General features: G+C 55.3%; 5 protein-coding genes, 5 tRNA genes and 1 pseudogene (1 of these 11 only partly in view). 9 read left to right on the top strand and 2 right to left on the bottom strand.

Annotation, left to right across the window (positions count from 1 at the left end; translation table 11 throughout):
- Together BOW53_RS13775 and BOW53_RS01200 are read right to left on the bottom strand one after the other, a co-directional pair.
- Nucleotides 1-173: transposase (locus BOW53_RS13775; RefSeq protein ID WP_135606943.1), on the bottom strand; the 173-nt coding region annotated here is incomplete at its 3' end.
- Nucleotides 174-559: 386 nt separating this feature from the next.
- A tRNA-Val gene (locus tag BOW53_RS01200) sits at nucleotides 560-634 on the bottom strand.
- A 119-nt stretch (nucleotides 635-753) separates the two neighbouring features.
- On the opposite strand from BOW53_RS01200, the gene gltX reads away from it, so the two are divergent.
- From gltX to BOW53_RS12660, 9 genes and pseudogenes are all read left to right on the top strand, one after another.
- A complete protein-coding gene (gltX, locus tag BOW53_RS01195) occupies nucleotides 754-2,163 on the top strand; it encodes a glutamate--tRNA ligase (RefSeq protein ID WP_078485703.1) in 1,410 nt (469 codons plus the stop codon).
- 18 nt (nucleotides 2,164-2,181) lie between these two features.
- Nucleotides 2,182-3,876 carry a glutamine--tRNA ligase/YqeY domain fusion protein gene (locus tag BOW53_RS01190; RefSeq protein WP_078485702.1) on the top strand — a complete coding sequence of 565 codons (1,695 nt, stop codon included), beginning with the start codon at nucleotides 2,182-2,184 and terminating at the stop codon, nucleotides 3,874-3,876.
- Nucleotides 3,877-3,973: 97 nt separating this feature from the next.
- Nucleotides 3,974-4,049: transfer RNA gene (locus BOW53_RS01185), tRNA-Ala, on the top strand.
- Nucleotides 4,050-4,119: 70 nt separating this feature from the next.
- A tRNA-Glu gene (locus tag BOW53_RS01180) sits at nucleotides 4,120-4,195 on the top strand.
- Between the two features lie 131 nt (nucleotides 4,196-4,326).
- Nucleotides 4,327-4,402 (top strand) — tRNA-Ala (locus BOW53_RS01175).
- 62 nt (nucleotides 4,403-4,464) lie between these two features.
- Nucleotides 4,465-4,540: transfer RNA gene (locus BOW53_RS01170), tRNA-Glu, on the top strand.
- Between the two features lie 424 nt (nucleotides 4,541-4,964).
- Nucleotides 4,965-5,546 carry a c-type cytochrome gene (locus BOW53_RS01165; RefSeq protein WP_078485701.1) on the top strand — a complete coding sequence of 194 codons (582 nt, stop codon included), beginning with the start codon at nucleotides 4,965-4,967 and terminating at the stop codon, nucleotides 5,544-5,546.
- 552 nt (nucleotides 5,547-6,098) lie between these two features.
- A pseudogene (locus tag BOW53_RS13770) lies at nucleotides 6,099-6,296 on the top strand (LEPR-XLL domain-containing protein); the annotation flags it as partial.
- A gap of 603 nt (nucleotides 6,297-6,899) precedes the next feature.
- On the top strand, nucleotides 6,900-25,569 hold the start of the coding sequence (locus tag BOW53_RS12660) for a LamG-like jellyroll fold domain-containing protein (protein WP_245831929.1). The gene runs 26,033 nt beyond the window's last position; 18,670 of the gene's 44,703 nt are visible here — the first part of the coding sequence; its start codon is at nucleotides 6,900-6,902; its stop codon lies beyond the right edge, outside the window.

Genomic DNA, 25,569 nt, shown 5'->3' with positions numbered 1-25,569 from the left:
ATGTAAATGCTGTGCCATCGCCCAAAACGTTCCGGAAGAGCGCGCCACTTACAGCCTTGCTCTGCGATATAAAGTATTCCGTTAAGCGCCTGAATGTTACCGTATTTCTTCGTCCCCCTTGGTTTGGGGGACAACGGCTCAATGATTTTGTACTGCTCTTTCGTTAGTTCCATAGAGCGGCATTTTACTGACTTTTACGTGAATAGGCCCTAAGAAAACCGTAGCCCGTACGGCATTGATTGGTACGCTGAGGGGGCGGTCATTTTTCCCGCCAGCGTGGGTGGTCCGTCCACGATCTGAGTGGTTCGCAGGGAGTTCTCATCTCTTCCCCCGCACGTGAGGGTAACCCATTGACCTGGGCGTGTAGACATGCACATGATTTGTTCATGAATTGGTTGGGAGACTCACTAGATGGTTGGAGAAAATCTGTGGAGTGTGGTCAGGGAATGATTTTTTTAGAGGACCAGGTTAATTAACTCAATTCAAGCTTGCATTATGGACTTACAGGAAAAAAACTGGCTGTTGGCCGGTTTTGTTAGATCTAAGCTACTGAATATATTGGTGGGCGGTACTGGGGTTGAACCAGTGACCCCTGCCGTGTGAAGGCAGTGCTCTCCCGCTGAGCTAACCGCCCTCGAAGAGGGCTGAATTCTAGGATCTGTACCAATTCCGGTCAAATGTTTCCTGCGCGTTTTCATCAGCTTCTGCTAAAATGGACGCTTTTCCCGGTTCACCCAAGTAAAACTGAACAAAATGACCAAACGTACCCGATTTGCACCCAGCCCCACCGGCTACCTTCACGTCGGCGGCGCCCGCACTGCGCTCTTTTCCTGGCTTTTTGCCCGCAAGCACGGAGGTCAGTTCGTTCTCCGTATAGAGGATACCGACTTGGAGCGCTCCACCGCGGAATCTGTCAACGCCATCCTGGAGGGGATGACCTGGCTGGGCCTGGAGTATGACGAAGGGCCTTTTTATCAAACCCATCGATTCGAGCGATACAACGAGGTCATCGGCCGCCTAATCGATAAAGGATTGGCTTACCGCTGCAACTGCTCCAAGGAACGCCTGGACGAACTGCGCGAAACCGCCATGGCCAACAAGGAGAAGCCCCGCTACGACGGCCACTGTCGTGATAAGCATGTGGATCCCAATGAGCCACACGTGATCCGTTTCTGCAATCCTATCGATGGTTCGGTGGTGGTTGATGACATGGTGCGTGGTCGTGTGGTGTTCAACAACGAAGGGCTGGACGACCTGATCATCCGCCGTACCGACGGTTCCCCCACCTACAACCTGACCGTTGTAGTGGATGACCACGACATGGGTATCACCCACGTGGTTCGTGGCGACGACCACATCAATAACACCCCGCGCCAGATCAATATTTTCAAGGCCATGGGTTGGGAGCTGCCCAAGTTTGTCCACCTGCCCATGATCCTCGGTGACGATGGCGCCCGTCTCTCCAAACGCCACGGCGCAGTGAGCGTGATGCAGTACATGGAGGACGGTTTTCTTCCCGAGGCCCTGCTCAACTACCTGGTTCGACTGGGCTGGTCCCACGGCGACCAGGAGGTGTTCAGCACCGAGGAGATGATCCAGCTGTTCAACGTGGAGGACGTCAACAAGGCGGCCTCCAGTTTCAACACCGAGAAGCTGCTCTGGTTGAACCAGCACTATATTAAAGAGAGCGACCCTCACCACATTGCCCATCTACTTAGCCCTCACATGGGGCGGCTGGGAATAGACCCTACCGAAGGCCCGAACCTGGTAGAGGTGGTCAAGGCCCAGCAGGAGAGGGCGAAAACCCTGGTGGAGATGGCGGAGATCAGTGCCTTCTTCTACAAGGATTTCGGAGAGTTTGACGAGACCGCTGCCAAGAAGAACCTGCGTCCGGTGGCGCGTGAGCCCCTGGAGCGGATGCGCACCGCCCTGGAAGCCCAGGAGGATTGGACCGGAGAGGCGCTGCACAAGCTGGTGCAGGATGTCTCCGAAGAACTCGAACTGAAGATGGGCAAGGTGGCCCAGCCGTTGCGTGTAGCGGTGGTAGGCCGTGCCGCATCCCCCGGTATTGACGTCACCCTGGAACTGGTGGGCAAAGCGGCCTGCCTGCGCCGTATAGACAAGGCCCTGGAATTCATCGCCCAGCGCGAAGCATCTGCCTAAAGAGCTGAATAATCGAACATGAGCAACAACGAAACAACAGCACCGACAAACTTCATCCGCCAGATCATCGATGAGGATCTGAAGAACGGAAACCACGGCGGCATGGTACACACCCGTTTTCCGCCAGAGCCAAATGGCTTTCTGCATATCGGCCATGCCAAGTCCATCTGCCTCAATTTCGGCATAGCGCGGGACTACCAGGGCGGCCTCTGCAACCTGCGCTTCGACGATACCAATCCACACAAGGAGAACCAGGAGTACGTCGATGCCATCCAGGAGGATGTCCGCTGGCTCGGCTTTGACTGGGACAAACGGCTCTTCTACGCATCGGATTATTTCCAACAGCTCCACGACTTTGCCGTGGAACTGATAGAGAAAGGCAGAGCTTACGTCTGCGATCTCACAGCCGAGGAGACCCGTGAATACCGCGGTACCCTGACCGAACCCGGTAAAGACAGCCCCTACAGAAGCCGCTCCGTGGAGGAGAACCTGGAGCTGTTTGCCCGCATGAAAGCAGGAGAGTTCGAGGACGGCAGCCGTGTGCTGCGGGCCAAGATCGATATGGCCTCTCCCAACATGAACATGCGTGATCCGACCCTCTATCGCATCCGCCACGGCGTGATTCACCACCAGACCGGTGAAGAGTGGTGCATTTATCCGATGTACGATTTCACACACCCGATCTCCGACGCACTTGAGGACATTACCCACTCACTCTGCACCCTTGAGTTCGAGAATCATCGTCCTTTATATGACTGGGCGCTGGATAACATCAGCATCGATTGTCATCCCCAGCAGATCGAGTTTTCTCGACTCAACCTACAGTACACCGTCGTCAGCAAGCGCAAGCTCACCCAACTGGTGGACGAAGGCCACGTGGCAGGCTGGGACGATCCCCGTATGCCTACAATCGCCGGACTACGTCGTCGCGGCTATACCCCGGCCTCAATCCGCACCTTCTCTGACCGTATCGGTGTCACCAAGTCCGATAACTCGGTGGAGATGGGTATGCTGGAGGCCTGCATTCGCGAGGACCTGGATGCCAATGCACCCCGTGCCATGGCGGTTCTACATCCCCTGAAAGTGGTCATCGAGAATTACCCGGAAGGGCAGGTGGAGCAACTCACCACTGCAACTCACCCGAAAGACGAATCCATGGGCACCCGCACCGTCCCCCTGACCCGGGAGATCTATATCGACAAGGCCGATTTTCGGGAAGAGGCCAACAAGAAGTACAAGCGCTTAGTAACCGGCGGCGAAGTACGCCTGCGCAATGCCTACGTGATCAAGGCGGAGCAGGTGATCAAGGACGAGCATGGCGAGATCGTCGAACTGCGATGCACTTACGACCCCGATACTCTCGGCGCCAATCCGGAGGGCCGCAAGGTGCGGGGCGTGATTCACTGGGTATCTGCCACCGAAGGCGTGCCGGCGGAAATCAGGCTCTACGACCGTCTCTTCAATCACCCCAATCCTGATGGTGACAAGGAGGTTGAGTCCTTCCTGGAGCATATCAATCCTGACTCGCTGCTGACCCTAACCCAGGCCATGGTCGAACCAAGCCTAAAGGGCGCAAAACCGGGAGATCGATTCCAGTTCGAGCGGGAAGGCTATTTCACCCAGGACAAGGACAGCACGACAGAGAAACTGGTCTTCAACCGTACTGTTACCCTGCGGGATTCCTGGGCGAAAATCGAGCAGCAATCCAAATAAAAGGATAGGGAACAGGGTTCATTTGTTCGATCCTGTAACTCTATAAAAAGGGTATGGACAAAGGACGTCTGCTCCTCTAATATACGCGCCTTTATTTGGGGCCATAGCTCAGCTGGGAGAGCGCTACACTGGCAGTGTCGAGGTCGGCGGTTCGATCCCGCCTGGCTCCACCAAACTAAGGTGCAGAGCGGAGCTCTGAACAGGGCTGAAAAGCCCAATTTTGCAATGGAAGCACATTGTCCTGTCCCCTTCGTCTAGAGGCCTAGGACACCGCCCTTTCACGGCGGTAACAGGGGTTCGACTCCCCTAGGGGACGCCATACAGCGAAAGGGCTCAACCGAGTGGTTGGGCCCTTTTAATTTAGCTAAATTATTTTGGCTGAGTGACTGTTATTTAAGGCAAAAGCCCTGGACAAACAGGGTCTACTCCTTTAATATTCGCGCCTCGTTTGGGGCTATAGCTCAGCTGGGAGAGCGCTACACTGGCAGTGTCGAGGTCGGCGGTTCGATCCCGCCTAGCTCCACCAAACAACGCTCAGAGCGGAGCTCTGTGCTGGTTCGGATAGAACCGATCCGCAATGGAAGCACTGTCCCCTTCGTCTAGAGGCCTAGGACACCGCCCTTTCACGGCGGTAACAGGGGTTCGACTCCCCTAGGGGACGCCATATTAGAAAGCCCGATCAGTCATCCTGGTCGGGTTTTTTTATTCCTGTATGGCAGTTTCTGTAGCAAAATCTGTCCGGATTTCGATCATGCGTTGAACACATAAACCGTCCCTGGTGAGGAGTACCGGCTTGGCCGTCCAGGGCCAGGCGTTCACCAAGCTTCCTTCCTGGGAGACACCATTCAAGAAAGTCCGATGAGTTACTCTGGGCTGGCCGTTTTAATTCTCAGACCCGATTTTTCATTGGCTGATTTTCAGTTATTGATGACATAATTATAAGGTCTAATTCGTTGTCGATTCTGATCACATGAACACTGCTGTTTTGAGTTTGATTAAGGTCATTAGTGATGTCTTCATGGTGCAATCTTGTGATGCGATTTTTGTGTTTTGAAATCTGTAGATACTGACAGCAAAGGACACTCACTATGGACAAAAAACTGAACCTGTTTATTGCACTTACATTGATGACCGGTGTTGTATTTTCAGCAGACTCTGAAAGAGCAAAAGAGATCGTCGAACAAAAGTGCCATATGTGCCATGGCAAAGATGGTGAAGGTTCCAGTGCAATATGCCCTCGATTGGCTGGTCAACATGCGGAGTATATCGCCAAGCAGTTGGCCGATTTTAAAAGTGGTCGTCGTAAAGGCACCATGAATGAGATGGCAGCGGCTCTCACCGAAGAGGAGATGGTTGCACTCGGTGAATTTTTTGCAGCGAAACCAACTAAGTCTCACCGGGTTCGTGATAAGGCGTTTTCATCTGTTGGTCATTACCTTTATCACAACGGCAATAAATACTCTGGTGTTGCAGCTTGTAAATCCTGTCATGGAGAAGAGGATAAGGGGACCAATCAACTACCTCCTCTGGCAGGCCAACATAAACGTTATTTAGCAGATCAACTTCAACAGTTTAATAAACGTGCGCGTACAAACGACAATGCAATCATGCACTCAATCGCTTCAAAATTAACTGAATTGGAGATACATGCACTGGCACTTTGCCCCTGAAAAAGCACCACTCTGCGTTGCTCGTTGCTCATTTGGAATGACCAAACTACGCGCCTGGCGCCTTGATTGGCACTTTTTCAGGGGCAACAGGTACGATTCAATTAGTGTTAACAGGCCCTAGATATTTTGATAGCCTTTTGGTCTGAAAATTAAGTTAAGAAGACCTCTTGCTCTGCAGATTGATCATTCAAATTGATAAATAAATGACCAATTAACCTACTGAAACAGTAGGCTGAATAAGGCCAAAATCGAATTGGAAAAATTCGCGCCATTTGTAAAGGACATTCCCTAAGTTATTGAATTAATGATGTGCGAATAAAAATCATTGTGACGCAGTTCACATTAATTGACCAAACCCTTGGTTGTGCTAGACTAAAAAGCAACTGGACTACTGACTATAAAAACGCTTTGCAGGTCGCTAACCTATCTAAACGCAAAGTTCAGTAGCCCTTATTTAGCTCAAGTAGGCATGAGCCGCGAATAACTTAAATTTTAATGTCATCGGACCAGTCTGAGGCTAGTCGATCGGCCTAAAAGTCCATGGAGACATAGATGGGTTCAGGGGAGAACCGACAAGACGACTCAGGAAGACGAGGTATTTGGCGCCGCTTAGTTGCCGGCGCCAGAGATCTGGTCTCCTCAACGAGCGGTCCTCATTCACCTTCTCATGAAGAGAATGACGTGAATGGGGAAGGCAAGTTTTGTCTTGAATCTCTTGAACCAAGAATCCTGCTCTCCGCCGATTTTGCTCTCGCAGAAGTTGCCCGTTGGGTCGATGACGACCAATCTTATTCCCCCACAGATGACCTCGCAGCCATAGTCCAGGAAGTCGATGATTACTTCACTGGCTCGGAAAATGGCTCTCTAGAAAACAGCGATCAAGAAGATTCATCACAAGAAAATCTATCGTTTATCTGGCCAGAAAATTGGTCCGCAGATGATCAGAACAACACCGACTCGGATGCACAGGATAGTGACAATACCAATCAGGAAAATGTCACTGAAGGCGACCCTCAGACAACAGCTGATAACGATGAAATTGATGCTTCACTGCTCGCGCTTTATGCACTGAATAAGACATCATCAGATCAATCAGAAGTCGCTAACGAAACAGATCAACTTGATAACGATGAAGCATCGACTTCATTACTAACTGAAAATCCAACTGCACGTGGTCCCCCTGCAAATCAAGCAGTTACTACAAATCAACAAAATGAAGACTCTGCTGATACCAGTGGAGCGTATGGCTATTACTCAAACAATAACGAAGATTCAGACGCAGGAAGCTTCTCAGAAATAGCACCACGTGCACCACCTGCTAATGATTTTGAAGGTGACTATCTCATCGATGAAGTGGCACCCACTTCATCCACTGAACAATCCAAACTTACCGACGAACAACTGGCCAACATTTTCGAGACAGCCATCCAGATTTGGGCTGACTCAGACATCTCCGACGAGCTCAAGGCCAGGCTCGAAAATATCACCGTCCAGATTGCCGACCTTCCATACGGAGCTCTCGGTCTCGCAGACGGCTACACCATCACCATCAATCCGACCGCTGCCGGTCATGGCTGGTTCGTCGACTTAACTCCGGAGACGAACGAAGAATATAACCAAGCAGGATACTTGGCTATTCTCTCAGCAATTTCCGGGAGCGAGGCAGACGGACGAATTGACCTCCTGACAGTCTTGCTCCATGAGATCGGTCACGTCCTCGGTCTCGACCATGATACTGATCTTCAGATCATGGGCGAATCACTCGAAGCTGGTCAGAGGATTACGTTAGAAGATGTCCAGGACGGATTAGAGTTTGCCGCGGCCCCAGTTACTGGATACCTGACTCTTGATGGCACCACACTTGATGCATCAACTGATACGGAAGACCTGACTTTTGAGATCGGTAATTTTGGGGGTGATGCGGGGACGCCTGATGTAAAGGTATATGGTCACTCCACAGTTCCGGATGGTACCACCTATAACGACATCGCTCTCATAAAGGGTGGCAGTGGCTCTGAAACTATTACAGCTCCAGATGCAAATAATGTTTGGGAGCTGACAGGACTCAATACGGGTTCATTGGCATCGACTGGCATGGCCTTAATCAGTTTTCAAGATATTGAGAATCTGACAGGTGGATCCCAGAAAGACACATTCGTCATCGATGAGCTTGGTGGTGTTACCGGGGTCATTGATGACGGCACGGGTGACCTGGGCCTCGAGCTTTTCGATTACTTCTACCTTACAGGTAACTTTGACTTTGGTGATCTCACTGACTCCGTCAGGCTAAGCGACAATACATTACTGGATAGCGCTACACACAGTGGGCAGTTCCTGAGCGTCACTAGCGCAAGTGCTTTTGTCGGTAACAATGGACCATATGTTGACGATGCAACGACACCAGATGCCTTTGGCTTGTCACTATCTGACATTGATATCGATCTAGTCTGGTTTACATACTCCGGTACTACATATACAGCACTCAGCACCATTGGAGGTAGCGGAGAATTCGTTGGCCTATCTGATTTCACGATGGGCACTTACAGCTTTGCTGTGGAACTGAACTTGAACAGCACCGGTACTACCCCGGTAATTGATTACACAGCGAATCCTTCAACTCCCACCACATCGGTTCTTGATTTCGATGCCACACAGGGAGAGTTCAAACTTGTCTCTGGCAGTGCAGTTATCGATGTATTTGGATCTCTGGTAGCGAAAGGTGGTTTCGAACTGGGAATTGGTCAGGTCAGTACCACAGTACCTAATGGCAGTGGCTCTGTTACCTTCTCGGGTGCTGATGCGGTCTCGCTGACACTGAGCAGTATCCAGGTATTTGCAGGAGTAGGCGGCAGCCTGCTGGACAACGGTGGTGGAGCGGTCACGCCGAGCGACTACAGTGACGACACAGTCGAGAACGGTACAGCGGGTTTTGGTTTTAGCCTGACTGGTGATTTGCGCCTGGTAGCAATCAAGGATGGCGCGACCGGTTACAGTTACCTGGGTGTCGAAACCGATACTAATGCTTTTGATGCAGACCTCATTGGTTTTGACGATTTACTCGATTTCCACGCTTACGATGGCTCACTGAAGATAAACAGTAAGGGCGGTGGTGCGACGAACAACCTGGACTGGGATAGCTTGTCCACCAGTGGACTGACATTGGTTAGTCTGGCAGTTGACGAGAGCCTCGATGTATATGTCACTGGTGGTGTGGCGCTGGATGTACTGAGCGGCACGCTGGTTGCCAAGGGCGGCTTCAATCTTGCGCTGGGTCAGGTGCAGAACAACACTGCGGGTCTGACCACCGACCAGGATGCCGATGTAATGACGCTGAGCGGCGTTGGCCTGTTCGTGGGTGTGGGTGGCAGTCTGCTGGACAACGGTGGTGGCGCGGCCACGCCGAGTGATTACAGTGACGACACGGTAGAGAACGGCACGCTGGGCTTTGGTGCGACGGTCACCACGCTGACGATGGTGAGCATTCAGGATCATGGTCCCACGGCGGCGACGACCGATGACAGCAGTTACCTGGGTGTGGCGCTTGATGAGTTCACGGCTGATCTGATTGGTCTTGATGATCTGCTGGTGTTCCATGCGTATGGCGTGGATGCGCTGCTGAACAAGTCCTCCCATGGTGATGGTGTCACCACGACGAAGCTGGACTGGAGCACCTTTGGTGCGACCTCCAGTGGTTTGGATATCAGCACGGAGCTGGCGGCGCTCAATGCCACCAGCCTGGGCAGTCTGACCGACAGTGTGGACTTGCTGCTCAAGGGTGGCGTGGCGCTGGATGTGCTGAGCGGCACGCTGGTGGCGAAGGGCGATTTTGATATCGCGCTGGGTCAGGTGCAGAGTGCGGATCTGCCCAGTGGTAATACCCAAGATGCCGATGTGATGACGCTGACGTTGAGCGATGTTGGCATCTTTGTGGGCGTCGGCGGCAGTCTGCTGGACAACGGTGGTGGCGCGGCCACGCCGAGCGACTACAGTGACGACACGGTCGAGAACGGCACGCTGGGCTTTGGTGCGACGGTCACGACGCTGACGATGGTGAGCATCAAGGACCGTGGAGCCGATGCGGTAGCGACGACCGATGACATCAGTTACCTGGGCGTGGCGCTGGATAACTTCAACGGCGACCTGGTGGGTCTTGATGATCTGCTGGTGTTCCACGCGTATGGGGTGGATGCGCTGTTGAACAAGTCGGCGCACGGAGATGGTGTGACCGAGCCTGCGAAACTCGACTGGAGCACCTTTAGCTATACGGGACTGAACATTGATGCTGAGCTGGCGGTAATGAACGGCACCAGCCTGGGTTATCTCAACGCCAGCGTGGATCTTTCAGTGAGTGGTGGTGTGGCGCTGGATGTGCTGAGCGGCATCCTGGTGGCGAAGGGCGATTTTGAGATTGCCCTGGGCCAGGTGCAGAACAACGCCGCGGGTCTGACTGCCGACCAGGATGCCGACACGATGGTTCTGACGTTGAGCGATGTTGGCATCTTTGTGGGTGTTGGCAGCAGCCTGGCGACCCCGACGGTAGCCGATGACTGGAGTACCTCGGATGTAGAAGATGGCACTATGGGCTTTGGCGCCACGGTGACCACGCTGACGATGGTGAGCATCAAGGATCATGGAGCCGATGCGGTAGCCACGACCGATGACATCAGTTACCTGGGTGTAGCGCTGGATGACTTCAACGGCAACCTGATCGGTCTTGAAGACCTGCTGGTGTTCCACGCCTACAACGTGGATGCCTTGATCAACAAGGCGGCACACGGTGATGGTGTGACAACGCCGGCGAAGCTGGATTGGAGTACGTTCGGCGCGACGGTCAGTGGCATGGATATCAGTGCCGAGCTGGCTGTACTCAACGGCACCAGCCTGGGTGATCTTAACGCCAGCGTGGACCTGGCGGTCAGCGGTGGCGTGGCGCTGGATGTGCTCAACGGCATACTGGTAGTGAAGGGCGATTTTGAGATTACCCTGGGCCAGGTGCAGAGTGCGGCGCTGCCGAATCCGACACAAGACGCTGACACGATGGTGCTGACGTTGAGTGACGTTGGCATGTTCGTGGGTGTTGGCGGCAGCCTGGCGACCCCGACGGTGGCCGATGACTGGAGCACCTCGGCAGTAGAAGATGGCACCATGGGCTTTGGCGCCACGGTGACCACGCTGACGATGGTGAGCATCAAGGATCGTGGTCTGGATGAGGTAGCCACGACCGATGACATCAGTTACCTGGGTGTGGCGCTGGATGACTTTAACGGCAACCTGATCGGTCTCGATGATCTGCTGGTGTTCCATGCCTACAACGTGGATGCCGTGTTGAACAAGGCGGTCCATGGAGACGGTACGACAGTGCCTGCGAAGCTCGACTGGAGCACGTTTACCAATTCAGGCATGAATATCAATCCAGAGCTGACTGCGCTGAACGGCACCAGCCTGGGTGATCTCAACGCCAGCGTGGACCTGGCAGTCAGCGGTGGGGTAGCGCTGAATGTACTGGACGGTACGCTGGTAGCGAAGGGCGATTTTGAGATTGCTCTTGGACAGGTGCAGAACAACGCTGCAGGTCTGACTGCCGACCAGGATGCCGATGCGATGACGCTGACGTTGAGCAACGTCGGTGTGTTCGTGGGTGTTGGTGGCAGCCTGCTGGACAACGGTGGTGGTGCGGCAACACCGAGCGATTACAGTGACGACACGGTAGAGAACGGTTCAGTGGGCTTTGGCGCCACGGTGACCACGCTGACACTGGTGAGCATCAAGGACCGTGGAAATAATGCAGATCCGGCTGCCACGACAGATGACATCAGCTACCTGGCCATCGCCTTGGATGACTTCAGCGGCGACATGGTGGGCTTTGAAGACCTGCTGGTGTTCAGCGCCTACGATGTGGACGCACTGCTGAACAATGCAGCACACGGTGATGGTGTGACAACACCCGCCAAGCTGGATTGGAGCACGTTCGGTGCAACCGCCAGTGGCATGGATATCAGTGACGAGCTGGCAATACTGAACGGCACGAACCTTGGTGACTTGACGGACAGCCTGGAACTGGCGATCTCCGGTGGCGTGACACTGGACATTCTCGATGGTTTCGTAACCGCCGAGGCAACCTTCGAGTTCAAGAAACAACTGATCGATGTGAATGTAGGAAGCTCCTCGTTCAACACGACAACACCAGATCTGACCCAGCGCGACCTGGACGATGCACACATGGTGACCGTGTACCTGCAGATCACCAATCTGTTTATCGGTGTTCCCGACGGTGTCGGCTTCCAGGTGAACTCAGGCACCCTGGCATTGGCAGCAATCACCCCCGACGCCACACGGCATGCGGGCGACGACCGCAGCTTCCTCGCACTCTCCGCAAGTATCCAGGGTGCAGGAATGACCGGTCTGCCGGACGACCTGATTATCGAGGCTACCGAACTCAACCTGGGTATCAACCAGGTCAGCTCTGCTACCGAAGGTCTGTCGGCACTCAACTGGAATACCCGGGTAGGCCGTAAGCCCAGCGGTGCATTCGTTGTTGAAGAGGTGAGGGTAGGGCCCACGACGCCGGTGGATAACTCGATCCTTATCGATTACACGGGCGAGTTGCTTACCGTCAGCGGCACACTGACACTCAACGCCTTCAACTTTGTCCGCGCGACTGCCAGCTTTGAATTCGAACAGAAGCGTGTGGATGTCGATGTCGATGGTGACGATGTTGCCGATCTTCACGATGCACTCCTGGTCACACTCTCATTGACCATCTCCGACCTGTTCATCGGTGTGCCGGGTGATGACCCCTTTGATGAGATCGATGACGATATCGGTTTCCGCCTCGACAGCGGTTCCCTGACCTTTGCCTCCATCAAGGCCGACCCTACCAGTGGGGATGATCGCAGCTACCAGGCAATCGTAGCAGAACTCAGTGGCGCAGAACTTGTCGGTATCGACGGCCTGATTCTCAACGCTACCTCGCTGAAACTCGAGATCAACCAGGCCTCATCCGCCAGCAATCCGGATCTCGCAGCGCTTGACTGGACCAACTCGCTGGATCTGGACCCCGCGGTTGATGAAGGCGCTCCTGGAATGGCTGACGACAAGAGCATCCTCAATGTCGGTGGCCAGGTTATCGATTTCAGCGAAGCGTTCCTGCGGGTCAGTGCAACGGCTACCATCAGCATCTCCGAGTTCGTCCATGTCAGCGGCAGCATCGTCTTCGAACGCCGCAAGGATGTGGATGTGACCACGCTGGATCAGCCCAATACCACAAAGAAAGTCTCCGTGATGACCATCGGTGCCAGCAACGTGAAAGCGTTTGTTGGTGTCGGTGGCCCGTACTGGGTTGACAGCAATGGCGATGGCATCATTGACGATACCGATACGCCTGAATCTGACGGCGCCATGGGTGTGACCCTTGAGATCAAGGAACTGGCCATGGTGATGATGAAGACGCTGCCTGACGCGCCGCCTGACGCGCCGGTACAGAGCAGTTACATGGCACTCAAGGCCAGCGGTACCGCGGCCCTTGTCGGTCTCGACCCGGAACAGTTCGAACTCTCCGGCAGCCTGACCGTAGAGGTCAACAGCGTCTCCTCCACTGATGCCAATGCCAAGGTGATCGATTTCACCCGCCTGGCAGGTGGTGCGCTGACTGTCGCAACCGGCCCGGACTCCAGTACCGCTATCGATTACAACAGCGAGTTCCTCCGGGCTACCGGTCATGTGAACATGAATATTGGTGGATTCGTGCAGCTGTACGGCTCCTTCGCTTTCGAGAAAGGCAAGGAGTACACCATCAAGCTGGCAGACGGTACCGAAACCACCATGACCGCTTTGACCATCGGTGCCAGCAACGTGAATGTCTTTGCCGGTGTCGGTCCGTACTTTGTGGACACCAACGACGATGACATCATCACTGCAGAAGATACGCCGTCCGATGACGCGATGGGTATCGCCTTCAGCAACCTGGAATTCGGTCTCGCCCTGCTGAAACCGACCGATGTCAATAATACGCTCAGTCTCTATGCACTCAGGGCCAGCGGCGATGTGGCATTCGTGGGTATCGAAGGCATCGAGATTTCGGCACGTCAACTGACGGTAGAGGTCAACGGCGGCAACGACACGACCAAGATCGCTGATTTTGTGGCCAGCGCGGCAGCAGGTTACTTTGGCAGTGGTGCCACTGGTCTTGAAGTACCCACGGGTACCGATACTTCAATGACCCTCGACTTCCAGGGTGAACTGCTGCAGGTCTCCGGTTTCCTCACCGTCACCATCAGCGAGTTCGTCCATGTCTCAGGCAGCTTTGCCTTCAAGAAGGGCTCAAACGTGGTTACCACCCTGAGCGATGGCACGACCGAGACCGTTTCCGTCATGACCATCGGCGCCAGCAACGTCAGGGCATTTGTGGGACTGGGTGGGCCGTACTGGGAGGACACCAATGATGACGGCACCATCGACGATACGGAATATGTCCTGAATGACGACACCGTCGGTGTTGCCCTGGGTGGCCTGGAGTTCGGCCTGGCCCTGATGAAGTCCACTGAAGGGACGGAGCGCAAGAGCTACTTTGCACTGTCTGCCACGGCGGCGATCATTGAACTGGTCGGTGTCGAGGGTGTTCAGCTTGAAGCGACCAACCTCTCAGTCAAGGTGAACAGTGCAAGCAGCGGAACCGGCCAGACCGGTCCGCCTCCAGCTGTAATCAATTTTCTCGCCACCGATTGGACAGGTGCGGATCCGCCAAATACCGGTCTCATGGTACCGACTGGCCCGTCCAGTGAAACGGAAATCGATTTCACCAACCGTCTCCTCGCGGCCTCTGGCAATGGCTCGCTGAAACTCGATTTCGATACGGATGGCACTCCCGAGATTTCTCTCAATGCCTTCATCTCCTTCGAAAAGACCCAACGCAGCAACGGCGCTGCAATCACCAAGATTGCGCTGACCAACCTTGATTTCATCCTGGGTGATCCCGCGGATCCCATATTCGAAATCCAGGATGTCTCCGGTCTGATCCTTCTTTCCGATCTCGGCATGGCCGCCGAGTTCAAAGTGCCGATCAATCTCTCCCTCGGCTCGCTCCAGTTCTCCGGCGATGCTGTTGTCTCCATCAACAACACCACCCAGAGAGTGAACGAAGAGTTCATCCTGGATGGCGACGGCGTAGACAACGACGGCGACAACGTGGTGGATGAAGCGGGCGAACTGGCCATTCTCGACCTGCCGGCAGGTCCATACCTGAGAATTGGTCTCCTCGACGCAGACCTGACCATCGACAGCGTCAACCTGCATGGCGACTTCCAGTTCGAACAGATCACCGTTCAGGGCCAGAAAGTGATTCGCATCGCCGTGGCCAACGTCTCGCTGACCGTGGACGGGCAGGGCACCCTCACCAACGGCCAGGGTGGCCTGATCTTCAGCAGCGCCGGCGTGGCAGGCGTGCTCAAGGGCGATGTGGACCTGGCCGAAACCTTCAGCCTTGACGGTGTGACCGCCGAGTCCGAAGTGGCCCTGTTGATCAATACCCGCGCTACCGACATCGACGAGACCATCGCCTTTGCCGGTGCCGAGATCCGCATCAATGTACCGGGCAACACCTTCGGCTTCGAACTCACCAATGCCACGCTCAGCTTCGGTGATCCGCCCATCGTAAGCCTCACTGGCTCCTTCAAGGTAGTGAGCTCCGGTGACAAGACCCTGATCGGTGCTTCGAACGTCGAGCTGTTCCTGGGTGAAGGACCGTATCGTCTTGAAGACGGCAGCCTCAACCCGGATGCTGTCGGTATTGCGGTAACCGAGGCGAAACTGGGTGTCGTCAAGTTCTCCGACAACACCTTCGCAATCTACGCATTCGGCAAGGCCGGGCTGGTCGGTCTCGACGGCCTGACGGTGAGCGGAACCGTGCAGGTACTGGTCAACAACAGTGGCCGTACCGTCAACGAAACGATCAGCTTCCTCGATCCGGAGATCGATCCGATCAACGTCTACTTCACGACCAGTTCCAGGATCGAGGTCTTCCAGGCCGGCTACAACCAGGCTGGCCAGATTGACGATGCGAGCAAGATCACCATCAGCGCCGCTGACATCTTCACCCTGAGCGGTTCGGTCAAGTTCACCCGCACACCCACCGGCCGTATCGAGGTGGATGTGCCCAATGCTGAAGTGGCCGTCAATATCCCGGGTCTCGAGGACAGCGATCCCGACTTCGCCATCTCCGGCGCAGCACGCTTCAGCCTGGGTGGTGGCCAGGGCTTCCAGCTGCAGGATCTGCGGGTCAGTGGTTACACCATCTTCGGTACCGAGGCCACCATCGCAACACCGACATCGGCGCTCCGACCGATTACGGTCGATCTCGCATCACCGAGAGCCGGCACATTCGTCAACGGCTACGATCTCAACAACGGTTACATCGATGTCGTCTTCAACGACGTCAACGGCGCCGGTCTGAACGAGGCCTCTATCCTCGACTCCAGTCCGGAATTCACTATTGGCGGCCTTGCTGTCGGTACGGTGACGGTCAACAGCACACCCACCAAGGTGGAGGATGCCTATAACGACAACACCTACCGCTACACGTTGACCGGTGAGTTCAACCAGGCCGAGCTCGACAAGCGCATCGAGATTAACTTCCTGGCCGGCAGCTGGTCGGATATGCGCGGTGTCAACAATGCTGCCGAGACCGAGCAGTTCACCATCTACTTCCCGATCAATCCGAGCCTGCCGGATGCGGATAAGCCTGCACCGCAGCCCAGCGCAACCCTGGCCAACCCGTACAGCGGTGCCACGGTCAGCCTCTCCTCGCTCAATGCGAAGCGCTATATCGACGTTACCTTCATCAACCCGGCCGGCGGCAGAATTGTAGGTATTGATGGCGACGAAATCCGCCTCAGCGGGGCAGGGGCCGCGAACATCAGCCTGCAGCCCACTACCAATATTCTGCAGGGCACACCGCTGAAGGCCACAGGCAACCCGGCAACGGGTTCCGTCACCTACCGCTACTACGTAACCGCCAAAGACGGCAACATCACCGAGGCGTTCAAGAATGGTGAGGTTGTTGTTGAAGTGATTGCCGGCTCCTGGGGTGTCGACAAGAACGACGACGGTGATTACTCCGATCCGGACGATATCAGCAGCCTCAGGATCGTACAGCGCTTCACCGTTGATGCCGCGGCCCAGGATGCAGCATCTGCAAGCAATGGCATCAAGATCGGTCCGCTGACCCTCGAAGGCCCGTCACTGAGTCTCGCCAACCTTGGTTTCCAGGAGGGCGAACTGGTCCTCAGCATCGCTATCGGTGCGGACCTGGCCAGCCTGTCGTTCGGCGGCGACGAGGGTGCGGCCACACAAAGCAACAGCGGTGTCGGCGTTACCCTGACCGGCGTCCTGGGTACCTTCGATGTCACCGTGGATATCCTCGGCCTGCTCAGCGGCGATCCCGATGGCTTCCCCATCGGATTGACTGGCAAGTTCAGCCTCGAGATCGGTACCCTCGAAGCCAACATTCCGAACCTGCTCAAGGTCACGGGCTCCGGTATCAAGTTCTCCTACGACCCAAATTACGATAAGGAAGCCGAGGGCGGCGAGCCTCAAGAGTTCGTACGTATCCAGTCAGCCTCCATCAGCTTCCCGGCCCTGGGCGTTACCGGCTCCATCAGCCCGGCCAATGGCGACCCCGGCCTGGTGGTCACCGACAGCGGCTTCACCATCGGCGAAGCCATGCTCTGCTACGGCAGCAGCTGCCCAGGTGCCGCGAAGATGACCGACAGCACGGGTGCGGAATCCGGCGCGGCGATCAAGATCGGCAGCATCCTCGAGCTCAAGGATATCCGTATTGGCGTGCAGAACTTCTCGGTCACCTTCGGCCAGCAGTTCAAGTTCACTGGTTCCATTTTCATCGCCTCCGGCGGTGCCAAGTTCTTCCCGGGCATGCCGATCTCCGCAGAGATCAGCGATCGCCTCACCTCGGAACCTGGTGACAACCTGGCGCTCAACCAGCCGGATACAGAGGCGTTACGTGCCACCATCGAATTTGACGATGACGGTAAGGTGGAAGCCTTCGTCTTCGAAGTTGATACCTTCAAGATCCAGCTTGGCAGTTTCCTTTCGTTGACCGGCCGTGGCCTGAAGCTCGACACCGGTGCGGCAGCCAATGAAGAGTTGATTGCCTTCGAAGCGGTTGGCGCCGAAGTGAAGATCGGCTCCCTGCTGCTGGGTGGTGAAGGTCGCAACTTTGCATTCCTTGGTGATGGCACCTTCGTAACCAAGCAAGGATTCGGTGTCTTCATCAGCATTGGTTCAGCTAGCGGCGAGAGCTTCAAGTGGCCGAGCTTCCTGCCCATCAAGATCACCGAGATCGGTATCGAATGGCCGGACATCCAGGCAGATCCGACAGACTTCCTGCTTACGCTCTCAGCGGCGGTGGAAGGCATACAGGGTGTGCCGGGACTGGAGATCTCCGGTCTCATCGAAGGCGTCAAGATCGACGTGGGCAAACTCCTCGACGGCCAGTTCCCAATCGTCGATATTCGTTCAATCGGTGTCAGCGTTAAGGGCAACATGTTTGGCGGCACCATCGAGGCAGCCCTTATCGGCGGTATCCTCAAGTTGAGTGAGGGCGGCCAGATCATTGATACTTTCGATACTGTCACGCCGGTTGCCAAGCGGATCATCTTCTTCGGCCTGCAGGGCGGCTTCGAATTTCCGGGTGTTGGCGGACTGACCATCCAGTTTGCACTCTCCGAACTGGGTCCGCTCGGCGTGCTGCTCAGTGTATCTGTGCCCGGCGGCATCATGATCGAGCCTCATATCGGCCTGGCACTCAACGACTTTACCGCCGGCGTGGAATTCTTCAAGTCCCTGCCGTCCATTGAAGATCCATACGATCTGCGCAGACCTGAATTCGGACTGCCAACCGACGTTACGCCCGAAAGCTGGCTGGAGAGCGTCAAGCAGCAGATCGTGAAGCAGTACCTGGCCACCAAGGATCTGCCACCAGGACAGGGCTTCCTGGCTGCATTCACGTCTCCCATGACCATCACCGGTGGCGGTAAGATCTACTCGATGTATGCCTCGCAACAGGTGTTCAACGGTGAGGTAGTGATCAGGTTTAGTACAGACGGCAAATTCCTGATCATCGGCAAGCTCAACTTCGCCGCAGACAACATCAGTATCAGTGGCAAGCTCTACGCTGACCTCTCCAAGGTGCTCAATGGCGAGGTCACGGTACTGTTCCTGGCCGACATTCCGGAACAGGTCGACCTGCTCTCCATCAACGGCAAGCTGAAGATGGGTTTCCGCGATGCCAACGGAGACGAGGTCTACTTCACCGTTGCCAATCCGGAAGTGTCCGATCCAACCGCCATGCTGGCAGGCCCCGAGGACGGCAACTCCGTCGGTGCAGGCATGCTCAACGAACGCGGCTACATCGATGTCGAACTGCCGGATGCACTGGTCGATACCTTGATCAGCGTGACCAAGCTGAACATCGATTCTGTCCTCGACCTTGAACCTGAGTTCGCCATAGACAGCAGCGAAGTGAAGCTGGACCTGACCCAGGCACCGGTGCATCTCGGCAGTACGACCTTCCGCTTCTGGACCCTGGGTACGACCACCGGCGGTCTCAATATCACCTATATCAAGGAGACCTGGTCCTACCTGGCGTCAACTGGTGAAGACGCTCCTTCAGATCACGGTGAACTGCCGGATGACAACTTTAATCTTGCCTTCGATAGTCACGATGAAACCGGCCTTGCGCTGACCCAGGCAGCCTACATCGATGTCAAGTTCCTGCCGGGCGAGGGCGGAGATGTCGATGATGTGGTTATCCAGTCAATCGTCAACAGCGGTGTGGCTGCCTTCATGGTGCAGAAGAAGGACGAAGGTACCGGGCAATTTGTCTCCTTCGCGGCCAACAGCACCACCATCACGCCGACCGCGTTGGGTGGCCAGACCGTACGCTTCTTCTTCGACCCGGCGGTCGAGTTCGTGTCCGGCGAATACCGGGTCATCTTCAATGCGGATCACTGGAAGGATTCCAGCGGTGCCAGCAGCGTCGAGTCGATCGAATTCTTCAACGTGGCGTCACCCGAGGCCAGCGTGGTTGGCCCGTTTGCGGGCGACAGCGTCGATGTCAGCGCACTCAATAACGAGCCCAGGTACATCGACGTCATCTTCAAGCCTGCGCCCGGAGCCAGCATCGACTATGCGAGCATCCTGGATGGCGGAGCCGAGTTTGAACTCTGGATCGATGGCAACAACGACGGGACCTTTGAGACCCAGGTCACCGTTGAAGGAACGCCTGATTCCATCGAGATGGCCTTCAACGAAGACTACCTGCTTGAAGCATCAGTGGTGGAAGGTAAGGACTATGATGAAAGTGGAGGTATTGATACCGACGAACTCATCACCTACCTGACTGATGAAGGCATCAGCCGATTCCGTTACGACATTACTCAGGGCGGCTTTAATTACGACCCGAGTAACGTCGAGATCAGGTTCCTCGCACTCAGTGGCGAACAAGGCTGGCTCGACACCGACGGAAACGAAGGCGAAGCCAGCATTGACAGCCTCCGCGTAGAAGGTCCTATAGCAGACCTGGCAGGACCCTACAATGAAGGTAATATCGACGTTACCCAGATCAATGGCCGCAACTTTATTGATGTCACCTTCCCGGATGCCGATACCGGTTACACCATCGATATCGACTCCATAACGGACCTGGATCCCGAGTTCACCCTCAGTGGCGCCGGACTCGGCAGTGTCATCCTGGACAGCAGCCAGGCACCTGTAAAGATATCAGAGACAGAGCATATCTATCGTTATTGGCTGATCGGCAACTTCGATACCGACAAGGACTACATCGACATCACCTATCCGGAAGCACCGGAAGGGAAGGTGATCGATTACGCTACGATCCTCGATGAAGGCGAGAGATTCGATGAGTTCACCCTCGGTGGTGCAGGCAAGGGCACGGTCGCTATCGATACTTCCAAGGCACCTGAACTGGTCAGTGATCTGACCGGTACCGTACGTTACTGGATCACTGGCGAGTTTGCCGCGAGCGGCGACGTGGAAGTCACCTTCCAGACCGAAACCTGGTTATATGATGATGCCGGCCTTGCCACCGAGATGGGTACGGTCAACCTGGGCAACCTGAACGCCGAAGTCATCCTGACTTTCGAGCCTGGCAGCTGGGCCTACACGCTTGATGCCCATGCTCCGGGTACTGAAGCGGTGACCCTGGAAGACACCAACTACATCGAGCTGGACTTCGACAGCATGCCGGATGACGGTGTGCCCGCAGGCTACGAGATCGACTCCGCTTCCATACTGGATACCGCTGCGGAATTCACGCTGACCGAAACGGCCACGGGTCGTGAAATCGCCCTTGATCTGAATGAGGCGGCAGAACTGGTCGATGAAGCAGAGAATCTCTACCGCTTCCGTTTCGACAGCGCAGGTTACCTGGATGTCACGTTCAACCTGAGCGGCGGTACACTGGACCTTGATTCGGTCACCGACCTGTCCGCCGAATTTGAAATCATTGCTCCGGCACAGAATGCAAGCTATGACCCGGCCAACGATCAAGCCTTCAGCATTGCCCTCGATGGCACCCGTGCACCGGAAGACCTGGGTGGCGATACCTTCCGCTACTGGCTCACCGGCAGTAGCGGCACGTATTACGATGTTGATGGTCCAATCACGCTCAGCTTGATAGCTGACAGCCTGACAGTCGATGGTGGCAGTGTCGATTCACTGACACTGGTTTCCGACGATTATCTTGATGCACTGGCAGGTACCGAGGATGTCACGGTTACCTTTATCGCCAATTCCTGGAGTTTTGCCGATACCACGACTACGTTTGAACCTGAGAACAAAGGCGACCTTTCCGGTACCAATGCGCGTACCTATATCGACGTCAGGTACACTCCCAGCAATGCAGCAGACGGTGTGACACTCATTGGTGGCGAACAGTTCACCCTGGCCGAGCACGACACCGCTAACGTTGTCGCCACTATCAATACCACCTTTGCTCCTCTGGCCATGGGCGACAATGTCTACCGCTACGTGGTAACCGGTCCATTCGACCTGGGAGCCGTGGATGTCAACTTCCAGATCGGCACCTTGCAGGATGAAGGCGGAACAATCACGAACCTGGGTGAAACCGAAACCTTCACCGTTCAGGGTACCAGCGCTGACCTGACCAGCCCGGCAAACGGCAGTGGCATAGGCGTCAACACCCTCAACAACCAGGGCTTCATCGACGTGATTATCACGGTACCGCTTGGCATGGAACTGGATATCACCTCGGTCAAGGATTTCGGTGAAGATGGTAATGAATTCACCATTCTCGATCAGCCCGGAATCGAGCTTGATGAAACCCAGGCACCGGAGCTGGTTGATCAGGAAGCCAACAGTTATACCTTCCGGTACTGGGTCACCGGCAGCTACGAGTCCGGCGATATCGTGGTCTCCTTCCTGCCGAACACCTGGTCCATGCTCGACGAAGACGGCAACAGTGTAGAGAGCGAAAGCAACGGCCAGTACACCGTTGTCGACCCGACAACCGTCAACCTGACCTATATCGACGTCTCCTACAGGCCGGTTGCAGGGTACGAACTGGATGTGGACTCCGTCACCGATGCGGATGCCGAGTTTGTCCTCGGTGGTGACGGAATCGACACCATTGCACTCTCAAGCATGACGCCGACCCAAATGTCCGGCTCCAACACCTTCCGTTACTACCTGATGGGTGAGTTCGTGGGTGGCGATGTTACCCTGACACTTGAAGAGAACAGCTTCCAGTCCGTGCAGCAGGATGAGGAAGGCATCGATGTCGGCAGCGATGAGAACAGGGTGGTAGGACACCTGCCCGGTGTTGAAAGCTTTGCGGTGGAAGAGCTCACCGCTGACCTGGTAGACCCGGTGGACGGTGCAAACCTGGATGTCACCGACCTCAACGAGCGGGGCTACTTTGACGTGGTCTTCACGCTTCCGGCCTATGCGTCAGAGCTGGATATCGAGTCGGTCACCGATCTCGATCCGGAATTCACGTTGCCTGACGACAGCCCGATCACGCTGGACGACAGCAAGGCACCGGTACTGCTCGAGCAGGACGATGTGGCCGGTACCTACACCTTCCGCTACTGGTATACCGGAAGCTTCGAAGAACCAAGCATTACTTTCGACATCGACTTCATCAGCGAAAGCTATGAGTTCGTAGATCAGGTCAGTGGTGACGGAATCGCCAACTTTGCCGATTTCGAAGCCATGGTTCAGGAGGATGATAGTGGTGTCAAATACATTACCGTATCCTTCGGCAGCACCCAGGATCTTGATACTGACTCCATCGCCGGCGACGAAATTACCGTCGCCGACAGCACTGCGAGTCAGCTGCTTGTCTCACTGATCGGCGCCCAGGGACCTCCGGGAACCTACCGCTTCGATTTTAGTGACCAGGGTGCAGTCGTAACCGGTGACAAGGTTACCGTTACCTATGTGGCTGGCTCCTGGACCTTCAACTACGATGCCGATGTTGATACCAACAACGAGGTCAGCGAAGTTGTCGAGACCGATTCGATCACCATCAACCAGGCCGACACCAAGACCTGGATCGATGTCCGCTACAACAAGGCGGGTGGCGTGGCCATCGATAAGGCCACTATCGACGGTGACGAATTCACCATCGATGGTGCGACCATGGTGGCTGTCGATCCGACCAAGATCAGCGAAGATGATGACCAGGTAACCTTCCGTTACTACCTGGAGCGCGACTATGAAGCCGGCTCGGTTAAGGTCGTGTTCGCCGATGCAGGCTGGCTGGACGAGGTCGGCAATCCGGGTGGTGCCGAAACCGAGCGCTTCAACCTGCTCGAGCAGGTACAGGACAATACCCAGGATAACGGCAACGACCAGGGTACTGTCACCGGACAGGTCTTCTTCATCACCATCGCCGGTGGTCTGCAGCTCAATGGTGCCGGCTTCCTGGACGAGCCGATTCTCGACATCCGCGGCCAGATGACACTGGAAATCGGTAAAGCTGAGTTTGAAGACGGCAGGACTGCAGTCCGTTTCACCCTGGATGTTTCGGGTACGGTCAAGATCATCAAGCTGGGCAACATTGGTTCCATTGCGGCCCGTTTCATCCTGCAACAGGATCTCAGTTTCGGATCACTGCCGCAGTTCTGGGGTGTCGCCAAGATCCAGACCAACTTCGAGTTCCTCGAGAACCTCGGCATCCAACTGAAGGGCAGTGCACTGTTGCAGATTAATGCCACCAGCGCACCGAAGACCGAGCGTATCTCACTGGAAGGCATTCCCGGAGACGAGATCTTCGATGTCAATGAGGACGTCTCCAAGGCCAATGAACTCTCCAGCGGCCTGTTCAGCGAGCAGGCACTCTCCCAGACCTGGAAGGACCTCTTCCTGTCGAAGGTTGATGTCACCCTGGGCGACGATGCCTCCGTCATGGCTATCGTCCAGCGCGCCGATTTCAGCAAGTGGAAGATCTTCGACGGCAACGACGTCTACTTTGTCGAACTCGACAAGCGTGGCGAGACCGAGACCCTGATCGTAAGGTCCGAATACCAGACCTTCGAGATGGCACCGCTCTCCTTCAGCATCGAGATCCTGGGTCAGCTGAATATCGAACCTGACGGTGACTTCGAAAATCCGTGGGTCACCATGAACGGTGGCTTCTACCTGAACATACAGCCGACCCGGTTCGAGATCTTTGCGCTTGCCAATGCGGCACTGTTGCCGACAGAGGGTAGTCCCCTTGAAGGCAAGGCCACGGGTCTGGTCATACTCGATCTCGACCTGATGGAGGATGGCAATGGTGGTTATGTAGAAAATCCTGACGCAGGTATCGCCGGTATTGCGGCCCTGTTCAGCCTTGAGCTCAGTGTTGGCACAGAACCCGAAACGGCCGAGAATGGACCGAGCGAGGATTCCGGTGCCAATTTCACTATCAAGGGTGAAGTCAAGGTGATGCTGAACACCACCTTGAAAGAGCAGGCATTCCAGGTTCCGGACTCCTTCCTGCCATTGTTGCTGCCGAGTGATCCGACAGAGATTGAGATCTTTGCAACCGCACCGACGCTGTTGGGGGATGAACCATCAGGTGGTGCTCCGGAGGCTTACCTGGCAGCCAGGATCCAGGGTTCGATCAACCTGTTCGACGTCATAACCCTGAACGGTTTCATCGCCTTCACCGCCTCCGTGTCGCAGTATGGCGCCACTGTCGAGATCGCCGGTGCAGTCAGTGCCGAAGTAGAGTATGTGGGTGTTCTGACAGGTTCGCTCCACTTTGTTCTTTACTCCAATTACGATCCCGACGGCATAGAAGGTAATGGTGACGAGTTGGGTGCCGGTCTTATAGGTCGAGCCTCCCTGTCACTTGCTACCGACAGCAACGGCATCATTCCGGGTGTGAATATCGAAGGCTTCTTCGTGCTCGAGGTGAATACCTTTGGCGAAACGGTCTACGTGGACTCGTTTGTCACCAAGTACGAATTCTACGAGGAGCACGATTACTACGTGGATGAAAGCGTGCCCTATGAAGCAGTCGACCCGGATTCTGCAGCAGCCTATGAACTGATGCTGGATCCTGCTGACTCATCACAATTCTACATAAACGAGATCGCACTGACTCCTGGTCTGTTCATTGTCCTCCTGGGCAGCATGAACATCGCAGACCTGGTGGTCATTGAAGGCCGGTTTACCCTCGCATTCGAAAAAGTGAACGAAGGAACGCCGGAAGAAACCCTAAGACTTGCAGTTGTAGTTGATGCCGTGCTGATACTGGATGGCATTGGTGAGCTTAGTGTCAACGGCAGCCTGTTGATCGATAATGAAGGGCTGGTCCTCAGAATGGCGGTCGATATCGACGCCGGATTCGGCGGCGACCTGGGTCTGCAGTTCAGTGCAAGCGGCCTGCTGGAACTCAACACCGCCGATTACGCCAAGGAGACGGCAGACGGCATACTGGTCGAATCCGGATTCCTGTTGACCATCAACGGCTCGG

Source organism: Solemya velesiana gill symbiont, from assembly GCF_002020805.1.
Lineage (GTDB): Bacteria > Pseudomonadota > Gammaproteobacteria > Chromatiales > Chromatiaceae > Sedimenticola_A.
This window is presented reverse-complemented; position numbering and strand designations above follow the sequence as displayed.

Excerpts from the sequence above, each read along its gene's own strand:
- gltX (WP_078485703.1), top strand. The coding sequence starts at position 754 with ATGACCAAACGTACCCGATTTGCACCCAGCCCCACCGGCTACCTTCAC.
- BOW53_RS01190 (WP_078485702.1), top strand. The coding sequence starts at position 2,182 with ATGAGCAACAACGAAACAACAGCACCGACAAACTTCATCCGCCAGATC.
- BOW53_RS01165 (WP_078485701.1), top strand. The coding sequence starts at position 4,965 with ATGGACAAAAAACTGAACCTGTTTATTGCACTTACATTGATGACCGGT.